The sequence below is a fragment of the Plantibacter flavus genome, assembly GCF_051487245.1.
GTDB lineage: Bacteria > Actinomycetota > Actinomycetes > Actinomycetales > Microbacteriaceae > Plantibacter > Plantibacter flavus_B.
Map to the genome: position 1 here is coordinate 645,537 of NZ_JAHVDH010000002.1, position 14,730 is coordinate 660,266.

Genomic DNA, 14,730 nt, shown 5'->3' on the forward strand with positions numbered 1-14,730 from the left:
AGACGAGTGGACGCGACTACCAGTCGATGGGACGAGTCGCGCCGACGAGGCAGCGACCAGTGTCCAGCATCGAAACGACCTCTGAGTGGTAGCCCGTGGCCGGACCGTTCTGCCCGAGGATGCAGGAGCCCTGCCAGCGGATCGCGAACTGGATGGAGTCTGCCGGATCGCCGATGCTCGTGGTGTCGAACGACACCTCCATCTCCGGCTTGGGGAAGCCCGCTGCGACGAGTCCGTCGATGATCGCCTGCCCTCCGGCAGCGGGATTCGCTGCAAGGGTCGCAGCGTTCACGGCGTCGAAGTAGGGCAGGTTCTCCGCAGCGGTGCCCTCTGGCAAGAGCGCCGGCGCAGCGGGAGTCTTCGCGGTCGCGCTCGGCGAAGCCGTTGGCGTCGCGGTCGGCGTCGGCGTCGGCGTCGGGGCCGTGCATGCGGTCAGAGCGAGACCGAGGATGCCCAGGCCGAAAGCGGCGCGGAGTGCGAGGACCGACGGGCGACTGCGGATCGACGATGCGACTGCGGGGCGATCTTCGAGGCTCTTCTGCACGTCGAGCAGTCTACGCGGCACGTCAGAACGGCGTGTCCGACGGCGGTGCGGTCGCCCAGCCGGAATCGCCGCCCACCGTCGCAGCCGGAACCGACGACGAGAGCGAGGAGCTCGTCGTCGCCTCCGCGGCGGGGGCGCCGGGTTTCGGCTGCCATCCGATGTCACCGCCGATGCAATCGGCCTCGATGTCGACGGAGGTGCCACGACGTTCATCCTGCTGCCAGTCACGAATGCGCACCCGCCCGAGCACGAGGACCCGTTGGCCCTTCACGAGCGACGAAGCGGCGGCGGTCGCGAGTGAGCGGAACGCGCTGACCGTGTACCAGTTGGTGTCGAGCGGCGTCCACTCCTGCCGTTTCGGATCGTATCGCCGCTGCTGCGAAGCCAATCTGAAGCTCGTGATGTCGACCCCGGCCGCAGTGCGATGGTGTCTCGGTTCGGTCGCGACGTGTCCTCGGACGGTGATCTGGTCGTTCACGGTGTCTCCTCCATGGTGCGGTGTCTTTGCTGGCCGGTGGGCCCGGGGCGGGTCCGTGCCGTTCGCCGCCCCGGGTTCCACCAGCTTCGCGGCAGCGCATCGCCAGAGACGGCTGCGAAGGCGCATCGTCGACGACCGGCCGCGAGGTTCGACCTGTGGAGCGCGGTCGACGAACATGCGAGAGCAGTGATGTCAGTGGTCGCGCGTACCGTCACATGCATCGGCAGGCATCCGCAGCCGCGCACGCACCACGACAGCAGAGGAATCCCATGCCCAACGCTCTGAGCATCCGCCCCGGCTACTGGCGCGTGACGTCACCCGACGGCCGCGTCCTGGGCAACATCGAGGCCATCGGTGTCGACGGCCGCGCCGAGTACCGTGCGAGCCGGTTCCGTCCCGCCGCGCTCAGCTACGCCCCGCTCGGCAGGTTCTCCGACCTCGCGGTCGCGATCGACGCGTTCCGCAACTGATGCTCACCACACCCCGCGCGATCCTCCGGAGCGCGGAGCGTCGCCCGTGTTCACGCCCGAACGAGGGGTAGTCTGCGGCGCATGCAGTGGTGGAATGATTTCGTAGAGTGGCTGACCTCGTCAGAGGCACGCCCGGTGCTGTTCGCTGCGGCCATCTTCATCGTGGCCGTCGTGGTGTCCTCCCTCGTCGCCGCCGGCGCCAGCCGTCGTGCGCTGCGAGGCATCGTGGACCAGCGTGATCGAGAGCAGAAGAACGCTGCGATCGTCGCGCTCATCGATGCCGCCACCGAGGCGAGCGTTTGGAACTCCCTCACCCCACAAGAACAGGTCCTCAGCGACCGGGCCGTCGCGCAGGCGGACACGCTCGTCCGACTCAGCCCGATCAAGGGCGCGTCACTCGCAGCCGACTGGGCCAACCACCAGTTGCACGAGATGAAGCGAAACTCGGCGACGTTCGGCTACGAACTCGACCCTGTGGTCGAGGAGTTCCGCGACCGCCTCATCGAGTGGACACGGAAGCCCTCGCGGGCCCGAAAGGTCTTCGACGGCGACCTGCGCCGCTGGCGCGAGGAGTCAGCAGGCTCCGAACGCGCCCTGATCGCTGAGCAGGAGTCATGGGTGGCCAAACAGCATCACGAGCAATACGCCGCCGTGACGCCGGCCGCGCCGTCCGGTGCAGCAGCGCAGCCAGGCGACATCACCAGGTCCACGGGCGGGACGATCAACACCAGCACCACCCAGCGGATCATCGACGATGTGGCGCTGCTCGAAGCAGAACGGAAGCAGTCGGCGGTCAGCTGAGCCGACAGCGAAGAACGGCGGCCCGGTCTCACGATCGGGCCGCCGTTCTGTCTTTACCGGTTCGCGACTACTGCCACCAGGTGTCGAACTTGCTCACCGGCACCTGTCGCTTGTGCTCGGTCGCGAGATATCGCGCCTCAATCGCCTCGGCGACCGATGCTTCGACGTCCTTGCCCTCCAGGAAGTCGTCGATCTGGGTGTAGCTCAATCCGAGGTTGGCCTCGTCCGTCTGACCCGGGTTGCCGTCCAGCAGGTCCGCGGTCGGGGCCTTCAGGTACAGGCGTTCCGGGGCGTCGAGGGCCTCCAGGAGCGCACGTCCCTGGCGCTTCGTCAGCCCGCTGAGCGGGAGGACGTCCGCGCCGCCGTCGCCGAACTTCGTGAAGAAGCCGGTCACCGCCTCTGCGGCGTGATCGGTCCCGACGACGAGGAGACCCTGCTGTCCGGCGATCGCGTATTGCGCGACCATCCGGGCGCGAGCCTTCGCGTTGCCTTTGACGAAGTCGCTGAGCGGCGCACCGGTCGCGTCGGCGTACTCGGCTTCGAAACCGTCGACAGCGCGTTGGATGTTGAAGACGACCGACTCGTCGGGGGTGATGAACGAGAGCGCCAACTGTGCGTCGTCCTCGTCGTGCTGTACGGCGTACGGCAGGCGCACCGCCACGAACGTCGCTTCGCCGCCGTCGGCACGGACTTCCTCGGCAGCGAGCTGGCACAGGCGACCGGCGAGCGACGAATCCTGGCCGCCGCTGATCCCGAGCACGAAGCCCTTCGTGTGGGTCGCTCGGAGGTACGACTTCAGGAAGTCGATCCGCGAGCGGATCTCCTCCGCCGGGTCGATCGATGGACTGACGTGGAGTTCCGCGATGATGCGGGCCTGGGTCTCGCGCATGGACCAAGGCTACTCGTTCAGATCGCACTCCTCAGCGTGACGGACCGATCGCAACACGCTGGTAACACCGGCGACGCGACCGGTGATCGGTTCGCCGTCGTCAGCGGCGAATCGCCGCGACCCACTCCGCATACGACTGCACACCGTGATCGGCGTCGTCGCCGGCAAGGATGGTGCCGTCCCGGAGCGCCCGTCCGAAGCCGCCGGGGAGCGGGACCTCGACGACGGCACCTCGGCCACCGACCGCGGCCGCATAGCTCCGCACCATGTCCCGCATGCGCAAGCGCTCCGGGCCGGCGAGATCGGGGACCCTTCCGGCTGGTCCGGCCTGCGCGAGCTCGACGAGCCGCTCGGCGACCTCCCGGGCAGCGACCGGCTGTGAGAACATCCTCGGCACGAGGCTGATCGGGCCGACCGCGATCTGCCGGTACATCTGCTGCGCGAACTCATGGAACTGGGTCGCCCTGAGGATGGTCCACGGCACCGTGCCACCCTCGACCAGGGACTCCTGCTCCGCCTTCCCGGCGTAGTAACCGAAGGGGGCGTCAGTGCTCCCCACGATGCCGAGGGCCACGTGGTGCCCGACACCGGAGCCCTGTTCCGCACGGTGGAGCCGCGTCGTGACGGCGCTGAAGAACGCCCGAGACCGCTCCGCCGACTGGGTCTGGACCGAGGTGACGTCGATGACGACATCCACGCCATCGAGCGCGGCCTGGAGTCCGACTCCCGTCGTGAGATCGACACCCGACGAGCGAGACAGCACGATCGCATCGAACCCTGCCGCGCGTGCGACGTCGACGACATGTCGGCCGACCGTGCCACTCCCGCCGGCGACGGCGATCTTGCTGATCGGCGTCGACGACGGATCGGTCATGGCTGTCTCCTCGTTCATCAGTGCACCCGTTGACCGGCTCAGGCCCAGCCGAGCTCGTGCAGGCGCTCGTCGTCGATGCCGTAGAAATGGCCGATCTCATGCACCAGTGTCGTGTGGATCTCGTCCTTCAGGTCATCGAGTGTGTCGCACGCTGCGAGGTGCGGCTCGCGATACACGATGATGCGGTCCGGCATCTCCCCGAATCCATACCGGTCTCGCTCGGTCAGGGCGGTGCCGTCGTACAGCCCGAGGGTGTCGAGGCTGCCGTTCTCAGGGCGGTCCTCGACCACGAACACGACGTTGTCGAGTCCGTCGACCATCTCGTCCGGGAGGAGGTCGAGTTCACCGACGACCAGTTCTTCGAACGCCTCGGCGTCGAGATCGAGCATGGGCTTCCTCCGGATCACGACGTTGCCGAAACGACTGCGGATACGACAGAAGCCGGAGGGTTTCTCCGGCTTCTGTACGACTTGGGGTGAGTAACGGGGCTTGAACCCGCGACCTCCTGGACCACAACCAGGCGCTCTGCCAACTGAGCTATACCCACCATGTGACCTGTTCTGCGGAACCCGCATCACAAGCGACTGGATGAGTCTATTACATGTTTGGGGCGTACCGTGACACGACAGCCTCTGAAACCTGTTTGGCGTCGTCCGAGGTGGGGCCGGGAAGGCCGACGAACACCGCCCCGCGGTAGTAAGCGAGCTCACGGATGGACTCGAGGATGTCTGCAAGGGCGCGGTGACCACCGTGCTTGGACGGCGCATTGAAGTACACGCGCGGATACCACCGACGAGCCAGTTCCTTGATGGAGGAGACGTCGACGTTGCGATAGTGCAGATGTGCGTCGAGGCGCGGCATGTACCGTGCGAGGAACGCACGGTCGGTTCCGATCGTGTTCCCGGCGAGTGGCGCCTTCGACTCGTCGGGGACGAAGCGCTGGATGTACTCGATGACCTGGAACTCGGCGTCCGCGACACTGATGCCGTTCGGGATCTCCTCGAGGAGCCCCGACGTCGTGTGCATGTTCGTGACGAACTCGCCCATGTTGTCGAGCGCCGACTGGTCCGGCTTGATGACCACGGAGAACCCGGGGTCGAGGATGTTGAGGTCGAAGTCGGTGACGACGACGGCGATCTCGACGAGTTCGTCCACCTCCAGTTCGAGTCCGGTCATTTCACAATCGATCCAGACCAGACGGTCCCCAGCTGCGCTCATGCCCCGAGTCTACCCAGCACCGCCGACCCACCCGATTCCCTAGACTGCTGAGGTGATCACCGCAGTCTCCGTCCTCCTGCTCATCAACGGCATCTACAACGTCGTCGTCTGGCCGCGCTTCCTCAAGCGCATCATCGCCGACCCTCGCGCACGCGACGAACAGGGCAAGGCCACAACGTTCCTGCGGGTGCACGTGATCCTCATCACGATCGCCCTCGTGCTCGCAGCGGTCTCGCTCGTGTTCGGCATCCTCGGGCTCGTCGGCGTCGGCGCCTGACGCGGCTACGGTATCCTGGACGACGCCCGCCTCCGTAGCTCAGGGGATAGAGCAGGAGCCTTCTAATCTCTTGGTCGCAGGTTCGAATCCTGCCGGGGGCACCACAACCACCTCCCGACGCACCAGCCGTCTCGCGGACCCTTCACATCTCTTGGTCGCAGGTTCGAATCCTGCCGGGGGCACCACCAACCCACCACGCGGACCCTTCACATCCCTTGGTCGCAGGTTCGAATCCTGCCGGGGGCACACCAACCCACCACCCGACGCACCAGCCGCCTCGCCGACCCTTCACGACAGCCACGGCAGCCAGTGACCGGAGTCGGCTCCGTGCTCGAGCGAGGCGAGCACAGTCTCCGCGACATCGTCCACCGGCGCCGTCGCGTCGACGATGAGGTCCGCGCCGAGCCTCGGCTGCTCACGGGCGAGGAACGCGTCCTCCTGCACCGTCCAGCCCGGCAGCCAGTCGACCCCGTCACCCCGACCCAGGAGCCGTTCCTCGCGGAGGGGTTCCGGTGCCTCCATCCACAGCGCGTGGTCCGCTCGGAACCGCGAGGCGATCGACGACGCCCCGCAGCCCTCGACGATGATCGGTCGATCGCACGGCACGACATGCCCTTCGGCACGCGCGGAACGGTCCCAATCCCAACGTCGCCACTCCCCTGTCCGACGCTCCACGAACGGCTGCAGGATCCACTCGACGAGCAGCCGCGCACCTTCGTCGAGGCCGTCCCACCCCGGATACAGGTCGTCCATGTGGATGACGGTGCTGGCGACCAACGAAGAGGCGACCCGCGACGCCAGCGTGGTCTTCCCCGTACCCGAGCGCCCGTCGATGAGCAACACGGGTGGCGCGACGGTCATTGGCCCACGAATCGGAACGTGCCGGCGACGACGGCTGCGGTCAGTGCGATGCCCATGATCGCGATCGTAGCGGCGAGTGCCACCGCGTCGATCCACCCCAATCGGGAGGGCCTCGCCCAGGTCCGCGTGATCGGCGAACCGAACCCACGCGCCTCCATCGCCGTCGCCAGCTTGCTGCCACGGCGGATCGCGAACACGAGCAGCACGAACGCCATCGAGGCGAACCGTCGCAGCACGCCACGATCGCCGAGCCCTCTCGCACGGCGAGCGAGCGCCATGCTGCGCCAGTCCTCGATGAACAAGCCCAGCATGCGCGCGCCCGCGAGGATCCCGAGCACGAACCTCGACGGGAGCTTCGCGATCTGCGAGAGGCCGTCTGCCAGATCCGTCGGATCCACGCGCGCGAACAGCAGGATCGTCGGCAGACCGAGCGCCAGCACACGGATCGTCACGGCCACGGCAAGCTGGATCGAGTTGTCGGTGACCTGCATGAAGCCGAGCGACCAGTACTCGGCACCGCCGGGCTTCGCATACAGGAGCATGCTGACACCGCCGATCGGGGCGAAGATCAGCACCGGCGCGGCGCGTTTGAGGAAGGCGACGAGGCGGAGTCCTGCGAGCGGGAACAGCGCGGCCTCGAGCAGCACGGCGACACTCGCGCTCACCCAGTCGATCGTCAGCAGGAGCGGGATCGACAGGATGAGGACCGCGACGACCTTCGTCACGGGGTTCACCCGGTCGAGCGGTGCCGCTGGCGGCGCGCTCTGCTCGACGGAGGGCGGGGCGAAGGTCGTCATGCTGCCCGCACCTCCCGTGCCGGTACCGCGAGCTCGATCCGGTGGTCACCGAGATGCTCGATGACGCCGGCGTCGTGGGTGACCGACACGATCGTCGCCCCGCGCTCCAGCTCGGACTGCAGCAGCCCGACGAGTGAGAGCCAGGTCCGGCGGTCCTGGCCGAAGGTCGGCTCGTCGAGCACCATCACCGCGGGCCGCGCGGTGAGGACCGTCGCGACCGACAGGCGACGTTTCTGACCGCCAGACAGGCTGAACGGATTCGCCTCTGCCAGAGCGGCCAGACCGAGCGCATCGAGGATCTCCTCGACCCGCTCGTCGATCTGCAGGCGGGACCATCGAAGCGCTTGCAGCGCGACGGCGAGCTCCGCCCGCACGGTCGACGCGACGAACTGATGCTCGGGATCCTGGAACACGGTTCCGATACGGGTGAGCAGCTGCGTCGACTTCCATCGCAGCGGGCGTGGGCCCAGGGAACCAGCGAGCGTCGGTGACGCCGCCACCGTCCCCGCGAGTTCCGGGAGAAGACCCGCAAGCGTGAGCGCCAGCGTCGACTTCCCTGCACCGTTCGGTCCGACGACGACCGTCGCCGCTCCGGCCGGGACGGTCAGCTCGAGCCCGGTCTGCACCGGGTCGGCGCGATGGCGCCCGATCGACAGGTCGTCCGTCGTCAGGATCGACTCCCGCACCGCCGGGGCACGGCGCCCAGGCAGCTCGAGCGGCACGCCCGGCACCCACACACCAGCAGCGGCGAGCCGCTCCCCCACGTCGTCGAGCACCTGGTCGGGCGTGCCGTCTGCGAGCACCCCGCCGGCCGCATCGAGCACGATGACGCGGGTCATCAGGTCTCGCCAGACCTCGACTCGGTGCTCGATGACGACGAGCGTGGACGATCCCTGCTGCACGAGGCGCTCGACCGCCTTCCTCACTTCGACGATCCCTTCGGGGTCGAGGTTGGCCGTCGGCTCGTCGAGCAAGACGAGCGAGGGCTGCATCGCGAGTACCCCGGCGAGGGCGAGACGCTGCTTCTGGCCGCCCGACAGCGCCGAGGTCGGATGATGCAGCGGGAGGTCGAGACCGACGGCATCGAGTGCCGTGTGCACCCGCCGCCAGATCTCGTCGCGGGGCACACCGAGATTCTCGCAGCCGAAGGCGACGTCGTCCCCCACCTTCGACAGGATGACCTGGGAGTCAGGGTCCTGCAGCACGAGGCCGATCCGACCACGAGCTCGCTCAGGAACGACCCCGTCGACGAGCAGGGATCCGCGGGTCTCTCCCTCGTCCGCCCCTCCGAGCACTCCGGCAAGCGCGTGGATGAACGTCGACTTGCCAGCGCCGGAGGCGCCGAGGAGCAGCACTCGCTCCCCTGGCTCGATGACGAGGTCGAGGTCGCTGACAGCCCAGGCCTTCCGGCCGGCGTGCCGCCAACCCCAGTCCTCGACGAGGACCCTGGCAGGCTGCGCCGACCTGTTCGTCGTCACGGTCAGACCTCGCGCCGCGAGTCCCGTCCGGACGCGAACCGGCTGAGTGCTCCAGTGGAAGCGAGCGCCTTCACCAGGGCCCAGCCGACGACGCCGGCGAGGATCGCACCGGACACGAGCAGGGAACCGAGGTAGATCGCGTTGAACTCGACGCCCTTCTCGAGGTTGCCCGAGATGAAGAGCTCGAGGAGCCACGCGCCGGCACCAGCGCCGGCGCCCGCGAGGATGGCCGGGACGAGCCCGAAGCGCTTGTAGGCGAACAGCGCGAAGATCAGTTCGGCTCCGAGCCCCTGCGCGAGTCCCGAGTACACGGTTCCGATACCCCACACGTTGCCGATGAGCGCGGACACGATCGCGCCGATGGTCTCGACGAGGAGCGCGGCACCGGGCTTCCGGATGATGAGCCCACCGAGCACGCCACCGATCAGCCAGATGCCGACGGCGATGCCGCCGAAACCGGGGGTGACGGCACTCGCGCCGGCATACCAGAGTGAGCCGAGGGTGTTCCAGGCCCAGAAGATCAGGCCCGTCGCGACGCCGAGGACGGCGACCACGACGATGTCGACCACCCTCCAGCGGAGGGTTCGCGCCACTGCGCGTTCGATGGACGGAGATGCGGTCGATGCTGACACGATACGTGCCCTTCCTGTAGACGGAAAAGAGCACGGGATAGCGAGAAATGGTCTCCCTGCGCTGGCATGATCCAGATCAGGTTCGACGGTCGAAGGTGAATACCTTCCTCTCAGCCCGGTTCACCGGACTCCCGTGATGGCACGAGTCTAACCCCTGCGCGTCAGCCTCGCGCGTCAGGGGTCTCGTCCGACGCCGACTACTTCTTGAGCGCCTTGATGATGCCTGCGAGCGCCTTGCCGCTGACCCAGATGAACGGGATGGCGACGGCGATGAGCGAAATGAGGTTGGGGTCGAATCGAAGGCCGTCGCTCGTCTTCACGTATGCCCCGACGGGAATGGACACGCCGCCCCCGCCACCGCCGCTCGGGGCGTCGTCTCCGTCGCCCTCGGAACCCCCACCGAAGCCGTAGTACGTCAGTGCGACGGGCACGAGCTTCGTGCCGTCGACATCCTGCTGCTCCCCATAGGCTGCGGCGACGCCGAGCCCCTTCGCCTGTTCGGCCAGCTTCTCCACGAGATTCGTCATGCGACCACGCTACCGCTGTGGGTCCGGTGGTCCAAGGGGTTGATCAGGGCTCCCAGCTGCCTGGGAGTCACCGCGGCTGCCGAGTCCGCGACGCCGGGGTGTACCGAGCAACGAGGCGGGGGCGATGGCCAGATCACCGAACCGGCTCGCGACACGGTCGATCGTCTGTTCGGCCTCCCGCCACTCCTCATCAGGATCCCAGAGTGCTGCGCCAGCGGTGTCGGCGTCGACGAGCTGGTCGACTTTGACGCCGATGAGACGGACGAGTCGCCCGTTGCGATCGAGCTCGTCGAACAGTGAGGCGGCCTCGTCGTAGACCCGTCGCCCCACGTTCGTCGCCTCGCCGAGGGTCCGCGAGCGGGTGACGGTGGAGAAGTCCGCGTACCGGACACGGATGGCGATGGTCCGGCCAGCGAACCCGCCCTTGCGCAGCCTGATCGCGACGAGACCCGCGAGGTTCAGGATTTCGCGCTTGACCACTGTCGCATCGGCCACGTCGACGGCGAAGGTCATCTCGTGGCTGATGCTCTTCTCCCGACGCGTGAGCTCGATCCCACGGGGGTCGACACCGTTCGCGAGTTCGAGGAGCCGACGGCCGGAGGCCTCGCCGACCGCGCGTTGAATCGCCGCCAGCGGCGTCGCGGCGAGCTGGCCGATCGTCCGGATACCGCGATTCGTGAGCTGCTCCTCCGTGCGCCCGCCCACACCCCAGAGGGCACCGACCGGCAGCGGGTGGAGGAAGTCGAGAGTCTCGTGGGCCGGCACGACGAGAAGCCCGTCGGGCTTTGACATGCCGGAGGCGAGTTTCGCGACGTACTTGGTCGAGGCGACCCCCACCGAACACGGGAGGCTGGTGGCTTCGAACACGCGACGTTTGACGAGCGCGGCGATCGTACGCGGCCGACCGAGCAGGCGCACCGCGCCCGAGACGTCGAGGAACGCCTCATCGATGCTGAGCGGCTCCACCAACGGCGTCACCGACTCGAAGACCTCCATGACGCGGTCCGAGTACTCGCGATAGCGGTCGTGGTGCGGCGGCAGGACGACAGCGCTCGGGCACAGGCGCATGGCCTGAGAGACCGGCATGGCCGCTCGGACCCCGTAGCGCCGCGCCTCATAACTCGCGGACGTGACGACCGATCGACCCTCCTGGTGACCCACGATGATCGGCAGGCCGCGGAGCTCAGGCCGCTCGAGGAGCTCGACGGAGACGAAGAACGCGTCCATGTCGACGTGCAGGATCGGCGTCGCGCTGTCGTCGGCGTCGTCGGCCGACACCCGGCGTGATGCTCCGTCCTGCCGACTCATGACCCCATTGTCGCAGGAGCCTCCGACACGTTCTCCACAAGCCCGCGGGTGACCCGCGCGACGACGCTAGGCTGGCCGACGATGAGCAGCTCACCCACGACCGGAACGAAGACGCCGATCGACCTCTCCGGGCGCGATCTCGCGCTCGACCTGGTCCGGGTGGCGTGCGTGGCCGCCGTCGTCGTCATCCACCTGCTCATGGTCGCCGTCGCCGTCGAGGCCGACGGCACGATCGGCATCTCCCGCGCCCTCGAGCAGCAGCCCTGGTTCGACCACGCCACATGGTTCGGCCAGATCATGCCGCTGTTCTTCATCGTCGGCGGCTTCGCGACGATCACCGGCTGGCGGAGCACCGTCCGCCGCGGCGGCGGCGTGGCGGACTTCCTCCGCTCGCGCACCTTCCGTCTCGCGCTCCCCACCATCCCGGTGCTGTTCTTCCTCGCGATCGCCCTGGGGGTCGCGGGCCGGCTCGGGCTCGACAGCGGAATCGTCGACGCTGTCGCCGCCGGCGTGGGCTCTCCACTGTGGTTCCTCGCCGCCTACCTGGTGTGTCAGGCGGTCGCGCCGTTCCTCGCCCGGTGGCACGAGCGTCGACCGACCGTCACGTGCCTGATCCTCTTGGGTGGCGTCGTCGTCGTCGACACCATCAGGTATCTGACCGGGCTCGAAGGGATCGGCCTGTTCAACCTGCTCTTCGTGTGGCCATTGCTCCAGCAGTTCGGGTTCCTCCTCGCGGACGGCCGGCTACGAAACGTCCCGCGGCCAGTACTCGTCCTGATCGCGCTGCTCTCGTACGGCGCCCTGGTTCCGCTCACCTCCTGGCTGCCCTACTCGACGAGCATGCTCGGAAACCTCAACCCGCCGACGCTCCCCCTCGTCGTCCTCGGAGTCGGCCAGCTCGCCCTCCTGGTGCTGCTCCACCCGCTCCTCACGGCGATCATGCGGGCGCGGATCCCCCGCGCCGTCGTGTTCCTCATCGGTTCCAGGCTCATGACGGTGTACCTCTGGCATCTGCCGCTCATCATCCTCGTGGCCGGCGCGCAGCTCGTGCTCGGCATCCCCTTCGCGGAGCCGATGAGTGCGGCATGGTGGTGGACCCGCCCGCTGCTCCTGCTCGTCGTCGCCGTGCTCCTGGCCGGGATCGGCGCGGCAGTCGGTCGTTTCGAGCATCCACGACGACTGTTCCTCGCGCCAGATCGACGCCCGCCCGCCGGGGCCATCTGGATCGCCGTCCTCTGCGCCTTCGCCATGCCGTTCACCGAGATCTCCCACCATCTCAACGCCGGGCTCGCCGCCGCCGGCGCGCTGGGATCGATCGTCGCCGTGGTCCTGCTCGCGCCGTCCCTGCGTCCCCCGCAGGCGGTCACACCAGCCCGTGGATGAGTGGGCGCAGCCATTCGCGGAATGCGTCATGATCGTCGCGGAGTGACTCGCTGACGACGATCGTGTCCGGAGCGACCACCCACGCACCCCGCTCGCTGATCGGGAGGACCTCGAGGTCGAGCCGGAACGAGCTCGACTGGCGCCGGAGCTCGAACTGCCGCTCCCGGATGAGCTCGTACACGTCGGTCAGTCGACTCGGTGCGCGCGCGGCGAGCGCCCGCTCGTACTCCTGCACGCGAAGCACCGCCCAGTGGTGGGCTTCGTCATAGGCCCGATAGGCGAACTCCTGTAGTTCGAGCGCGCGGTCGAACGCCTCGAAATGCGGTGGGTGCACCTCGGCGACGAACGGTCTGGTGTCACGTCGCGCGATTCCTGCCCACCACCCGTCGAATTGCGTCGCGAGCAGCGCGAGGTCGATGCCCGACACATCCGTCGGCCCAAGGTCGGGGCAGACTGGCGGCAGCTGCCGCACGCACTGTTCGCCGAGCCCGGCCATCCGTCGGAAGGCGAGCGCCAGCATCAGGACGAGCGGAGCGTCTTCCGTGACCTGCCAGCGTATGGTGCCCTCGACGAGCATGGCCGAAGTGTATGCCCGCACCGGCGCAGAATCCAGGGGCTCGTGGCGCAGAACGGCACGGGCCCGTCACCGCAGTCGAGGACTGCAGCGCCGGGCCCGGAGGTCGGTTCTGTACTACTGTGCCGCACGCTCCAGCACGAGCTCGCGCACGCGCGCTGCGTCAGCCTGTCCACGCATCGCCTTCATGACCGCACCGATGACGGCGCCGGCAGCCTGCACCTTGCCGTCCCGGATCTTCTCGAGCACGTCGGGCTGTGCGGCAAGGGCCTCGTCGATCGCCGCGATGAGCGGGCCGTCGTCGGAGACGAGCGCCAGTCCACGAGCATCGATGACCTCCTGCGGAGTGCCTTCGCCGTCGATGACGCCCTCGAGGACCTGGCGCGCCAGCTTGTCGTTGAGCGTGCCGTCGTCCACGAGCGCGGCCAAAGCCGCGACGTGCTCCGGCGAGACCAGGGTCGTCGCCTCCACCTCGCGCTGGTTCGCGATCCGGGAGATCTCGCCGGTCCACCACTTCCGGGCGGCGGCAGGAGACGCACCGGCAGCGACCGTCTCGGTGAGCTCGGTGAGGAGCCCTCCGTTCAGGACGTCCTGGAACTCCAGGTCGGTGAAGCCCCACTCGGCCTTCAGTCGACGTCGACGCACCGCGGGCTGCTCAGGGAGCGCTGCACGCAGCTCCTCGATCAGCTCGGGCGACGGGACCACGGGGAGCAGGTCCGGCTCCGGGAAGTACCGGTAGTCGTCGGCGTCGCTCTTCGGCCGACCGGCCGAGGTCGCGCCGGTGTCCTCGTGCCAGTGCCGGGTCTCCTGAGTGATCGAACCGCCGGCCTTGAGGATCGCCGCCTGACGCTGGATCTCGTACCGGACCGCACGCTCCACCGAGCGGAGCGAGTTGACGTTCTTGGTCTCAGTGCGGGTGCCGAGCTTCTCCTGGCCGCGTGGTCGGAGCGAGATGTTCGCGTCGCAGCGGAGGTTGCCCCGCTCCATCTTGGCGTCCGAGATGCCGAGGGCCACGACGATGTCGCGGATCGCGGAGACATAGGCCTTCGCGATCTCGGGAGCACGGTGCTCGGTGCCGTAGATCGGCTTCGTGACGATCTCGACGAGGGGCACGCCGGCGCGGTTGTAGTCGACGAGCGAGTACTCCGCACCCTGGATACGACCGGTGGATCCACCGATGTGCGTGAGCTTGCCGGCGTCCTCCTCCATGTGCGCGCGCTCGATCGGCACCGTGACGATGGTGCCGTCGGCGAGCTCGACGTCGACCGAGCCCTCGAAGGCGATCGGTTCGTCGAACTGGGAGATCTGGTAGTTCTTCGCGAGGTCCGGGTAGAAGTAGTTCTTCCGGGCGAAACGGCTCGACGGCGCGATCGAACAGCCGAGCGCGAGGCCGAGGCTGATCGAGTACCGCACGGCCTGCTCGTTGACGACCGGGAGCGAACCCGGGAGTCCGAGACACACCGGCGAGATGTTCGTGTTCGGGGCGTCGCCGAAACCGTTCGGCGCTGAGGAGAACATCTTGGTCTTGGTGTTGAGTTCCACGTGGACCTCGAACCCGAGCACCGGCTCGTACAGTTCGAGGGCCTCTTCATAGGAGAGGAGCTTGTCCTTGGCCATGG

General features: G+C 68.0%; 18 protein-coding genes, 2 tRNA genes and 1 riboswitch. Of the genes, 5 read left to right on the top strand and 15 right to left on the bottom strand.

The window, feature by feature from the left end; all coding sequences use genetic code 11:
- Positions 1 to 16: 16 nt before the first annotated feature.
- Together KXS11_RS06785 and KXS11_RS06790 are read right to left on the bottom strand one after the other, a co-directional pair.
- Complete coding sequence (locus KXS11_RS06785; RefSeq protein WP_437384788.1) at positions 17 to 544, bottom strand: DUF6993 domain-containing protein; 528 nt, start codon at positions 542 to 544, stop codon at positions 17 to 19.
- 22 nt (positions 545 to 566) lie between these two features.
- Positions 567 to 1,022 (bottom strand): single-stranded DNA-binding protein, encoded by a 456-nt coding sequence (locus KXS11_RS06790; protein WP_437384789.1) that lies wholly within the window; start codon positions 1,020 to 1,022, stop codon positions 567 to 569.
- A gap of 269 nt (positions 1,023 to 1,291) precedes the next feature.
- Between KXS11_RS06790 and KXS11_RS06795 the strand changes: the two genes are divergently transcribed.
- A complete protein-coding gene (locus tag KXS11_RS06795; RefSeq protein ID WP_437384790.1) occupies positions 1,292 to 1,492 on the top strand; it encodes a hypothetical protein in 201 nt (66 codons plus the stop codon).
- Between the two features lie 81 nt (positions 1,493 to 1,573).
- Entirely contained in the window at positions 1,574 to 2,293 is a 720-nt protein-coding gene (locus KXS11_RS06800) for a hypothetical protein (protein ID WP_437384791.1), read from the top strand.
- Between the two features lie 67 nt (positions 2,294 to 2,360).
- Here KXS11_RS06800 and nadE read toward each other — a convergent pair whose 3' ends face one another.
- The 5 genes from nadE to orn all read right to left on the bottom strand — a co-directional run bounded on the left by nadE (position 2,361) and on the right by orn (position 5,274).
- Positions 2,361 to 3,182 (bottom strand): ammonia-dependent NAD(+) synthetase, encoded by an 822-nt coding sequence (gene nadE, locus KXS11_RS06805; RefSeq protein WP_437384792.1) that lies wholly within the window; start codon positions 3,180 to 3,182, stop codon positions 2,361 to 2,363.
- A gap of 100 nt (positions 3,183 to 3,282) precedes the next feature.
- Positions 3,283 to 4,056, bottom strand: a complete 774-nt coding sequence (locus tag KXS11_RS06810; protein WP_437384793.1) for an SDR family oxidoreductase — start codon at positions 4,054 to 4,056, stop codon at positions 3,283 to 3,285.
- Positions 4,057 to 4,094: 38 nt separating this feature from the next.
- Positions 4,095 to 4,445 (bottom strand): metallopeptidase family protein, encoded by a 351-nt coding sequence (locus KXS11_RS06815; protein WP_437384794.1) that lies wholly within the window; start codon positions 4,443 to 4,445, stop codon positions 4,095 to 4,097.
- Between the two features lie 82 nt (positions 4,446 to 4,527).
- Positions 4,528 to 4,603: transfer RNA gene (locus tag KXS11_RS06820), tRNA-His, on the bottom strand.
- Between the two features lie 50 nt (positions 4,604 to 4,653).
- The gene (gene orn, locus KXS11_RS06825) at positions 4,654 to 5,274 is read right to left on the bottom strand and encodes an oligoribonuclease (protein WP_437384795.1); all 621 of its coding nucleotides are present in this window, start codon (positions 5,272 to 5,274) and stop codon (positions 4,654 to 4,656) included.
- A gap of 52 nt (positions 5,275 to 5,326) precedes the next feature.
- On the opposite strand from orn, the gene KXS11_RS06830 reads away from it, so the two are divergent.
- Positions 5,327 to 5,551, top strand: coding sequence for an SCO4848 family membrane protein (locus tag KXS11_RS06830; RefSeq protein WP_437384796.1), 225 nt, complete (start codon positions 5,327 to 5,329; stop codon positions 5,549 to 5,551).
- A 28-nt stretch (positions 5,552 to 5,579) separates the two neighbouring features.
- A tRNA-Arg gene (locus KXS11_RS06835) sits at positions 5,580 to 5,655 on the top strand.
- 184 nt (positions 5,656 to 5,839) lie between these two features.
- On the opposite strand, the gene KXS11_RS06840 is transcribed toward KXS11_RS06835, so the two are convergent.
- The 6 genes from KXS11_RS06840 to dinB all read right to left on the bottom strand — a co-directional run bounded on the left by KXS11_RS06840 (position 5,840) and on the right by dinB (position 11,154).
- Positions 5,840 to 6,412, bottom strand: a complete 573-nt coding sequence (locus KXS11_RS06840; RefSeq protein ID WP_437384797.1) for a hypothetical protein — start codon at positions 6,410 to 6,412, stop codon at positions 5,840 to 5,842.
- Positions 6,409 to 7,209 (bottom strand): energy-coupling factor transporter transmembrane component T family protein, encoded by an 801-nt coding sequence (locus KXS11_RS06845; protein ID WP_437384798.1) that lies wholly within the window; start codon positions 7,207 to 7,209, stop codon positions 6,409 to 6,411. Before KXS11_RS06845 ends, KXS11_RS06840 begins: the two co-directional genes overlap by 4 nt.
- Positions 7,206 to 8,693 (bottom strand): ABC transporter ATP-binding protein, encoded by a 1,488-nt coding sequence (locus tag KXS11_RS06850; RefSeq protein WP_437384870.1) that lies wholly within the window; start codon positions 8,691 to 8,693, stop codon positions 7,206 to 7,208. Before KXS11_RS06850 ends, KXS11_RS06845 begins: the two co-directional genes overlap by 4 nt.
- Positions 8,690 to 9,319 carry an ECF transporter S component gene (locus tag KXS11_RS06855; RefSeq protein ID WP_437384799.1) on the bottom strand — a complete coding sequence of 210 codons (630 nt, stop codon included), beginning with the start codon at positions 9,317 to 9,319 and terminating at the stop codon, positions 8,690 to 8,692. The genes KXS11_RS06850 and KXS11_RS06855 overlap by 4 nt, the downstream gene beginning before the upstream one ends.
- A gap of 36 nt (positions 9,320 to 9,355) precedes the next feature.
- Positions 9,356 to 9,464: riboswitch (TPP riboswitch) on the bottom strand.
- A 52-nt stretch (positions 9,465 to 9,516) separates the two neighbouring features.
- Entirely contained in the window at positions 9,517 to 9,846 is a 330-nt protein-coding gene (locus KXS11_RS06860) for a hypothetical protein (protein WP_437384800.1), read from the bottom strand.
- A 9-nt stretch (positions 9,847 to 9,855) separates the two neighbouring features.
- Positions 9,856 to 11,154: a DNA polymerase IV gene (dinB, locus tag KXS11_RS06865; protein ID WP_437384801.1), complete on the bottom strand. Its 1,299-nt coding sequence runs from the start codon at positions 11,152 to 11,154 to the stop codon at positions 9,856 to 9,858.
- 81 nt (positions 11,155 to 11,235) lie between these two features.
- On the opposite strand from dinB, the gene KXS11_RS06870 reads away from it, so the two are divergent.
- Entirely contained in the window at positions 11,236 to 12,537 is a 1,302-nt protein-coding gene (locus tag KXS11_RS06870; RefSeq protein WP_437384802.1) for an acyltransferase family protein, read from the top strand.
- Here the strand turns inward: KXS11_RS06870 and KXS11_RS06875 are convergent.
- Positions 12,518 to 13,114 carry a hypothetical protein gene (locus tag KXS11_RS06875; RefSeq protein WP_437384803.1) on the bottom strand — a complete coding sequence of 199 codons (597 nt, stop codon included), beginning with the start codon at positions 13,112 to 13,114 and terminating at the stop codon, positions 12,518 to 12,520. The genes KXS11_RS06870 and KXS11_RS06875 overlap by 20 nt on opposite strands.
- Before the next feature lie 114 nt (positions 13,115 to 13,228).
- Positions 13,229 to 14,728: an Asp-tRNA(Asn)/Glu-tRNA(Gln) amidotransferase subunit GatB gene (gene gatB, locus KXS11_RS06880; protein WP_437384804.1), complete on the bottom strand. Its 1,500-nt coding sequence runs from the start codon at positions 14,726 to 14,728 to the stop codon at positions 13,229 to 13,231.
- Positions 14,729 to 14,730 lie beyond the last annotated feature (2 nt).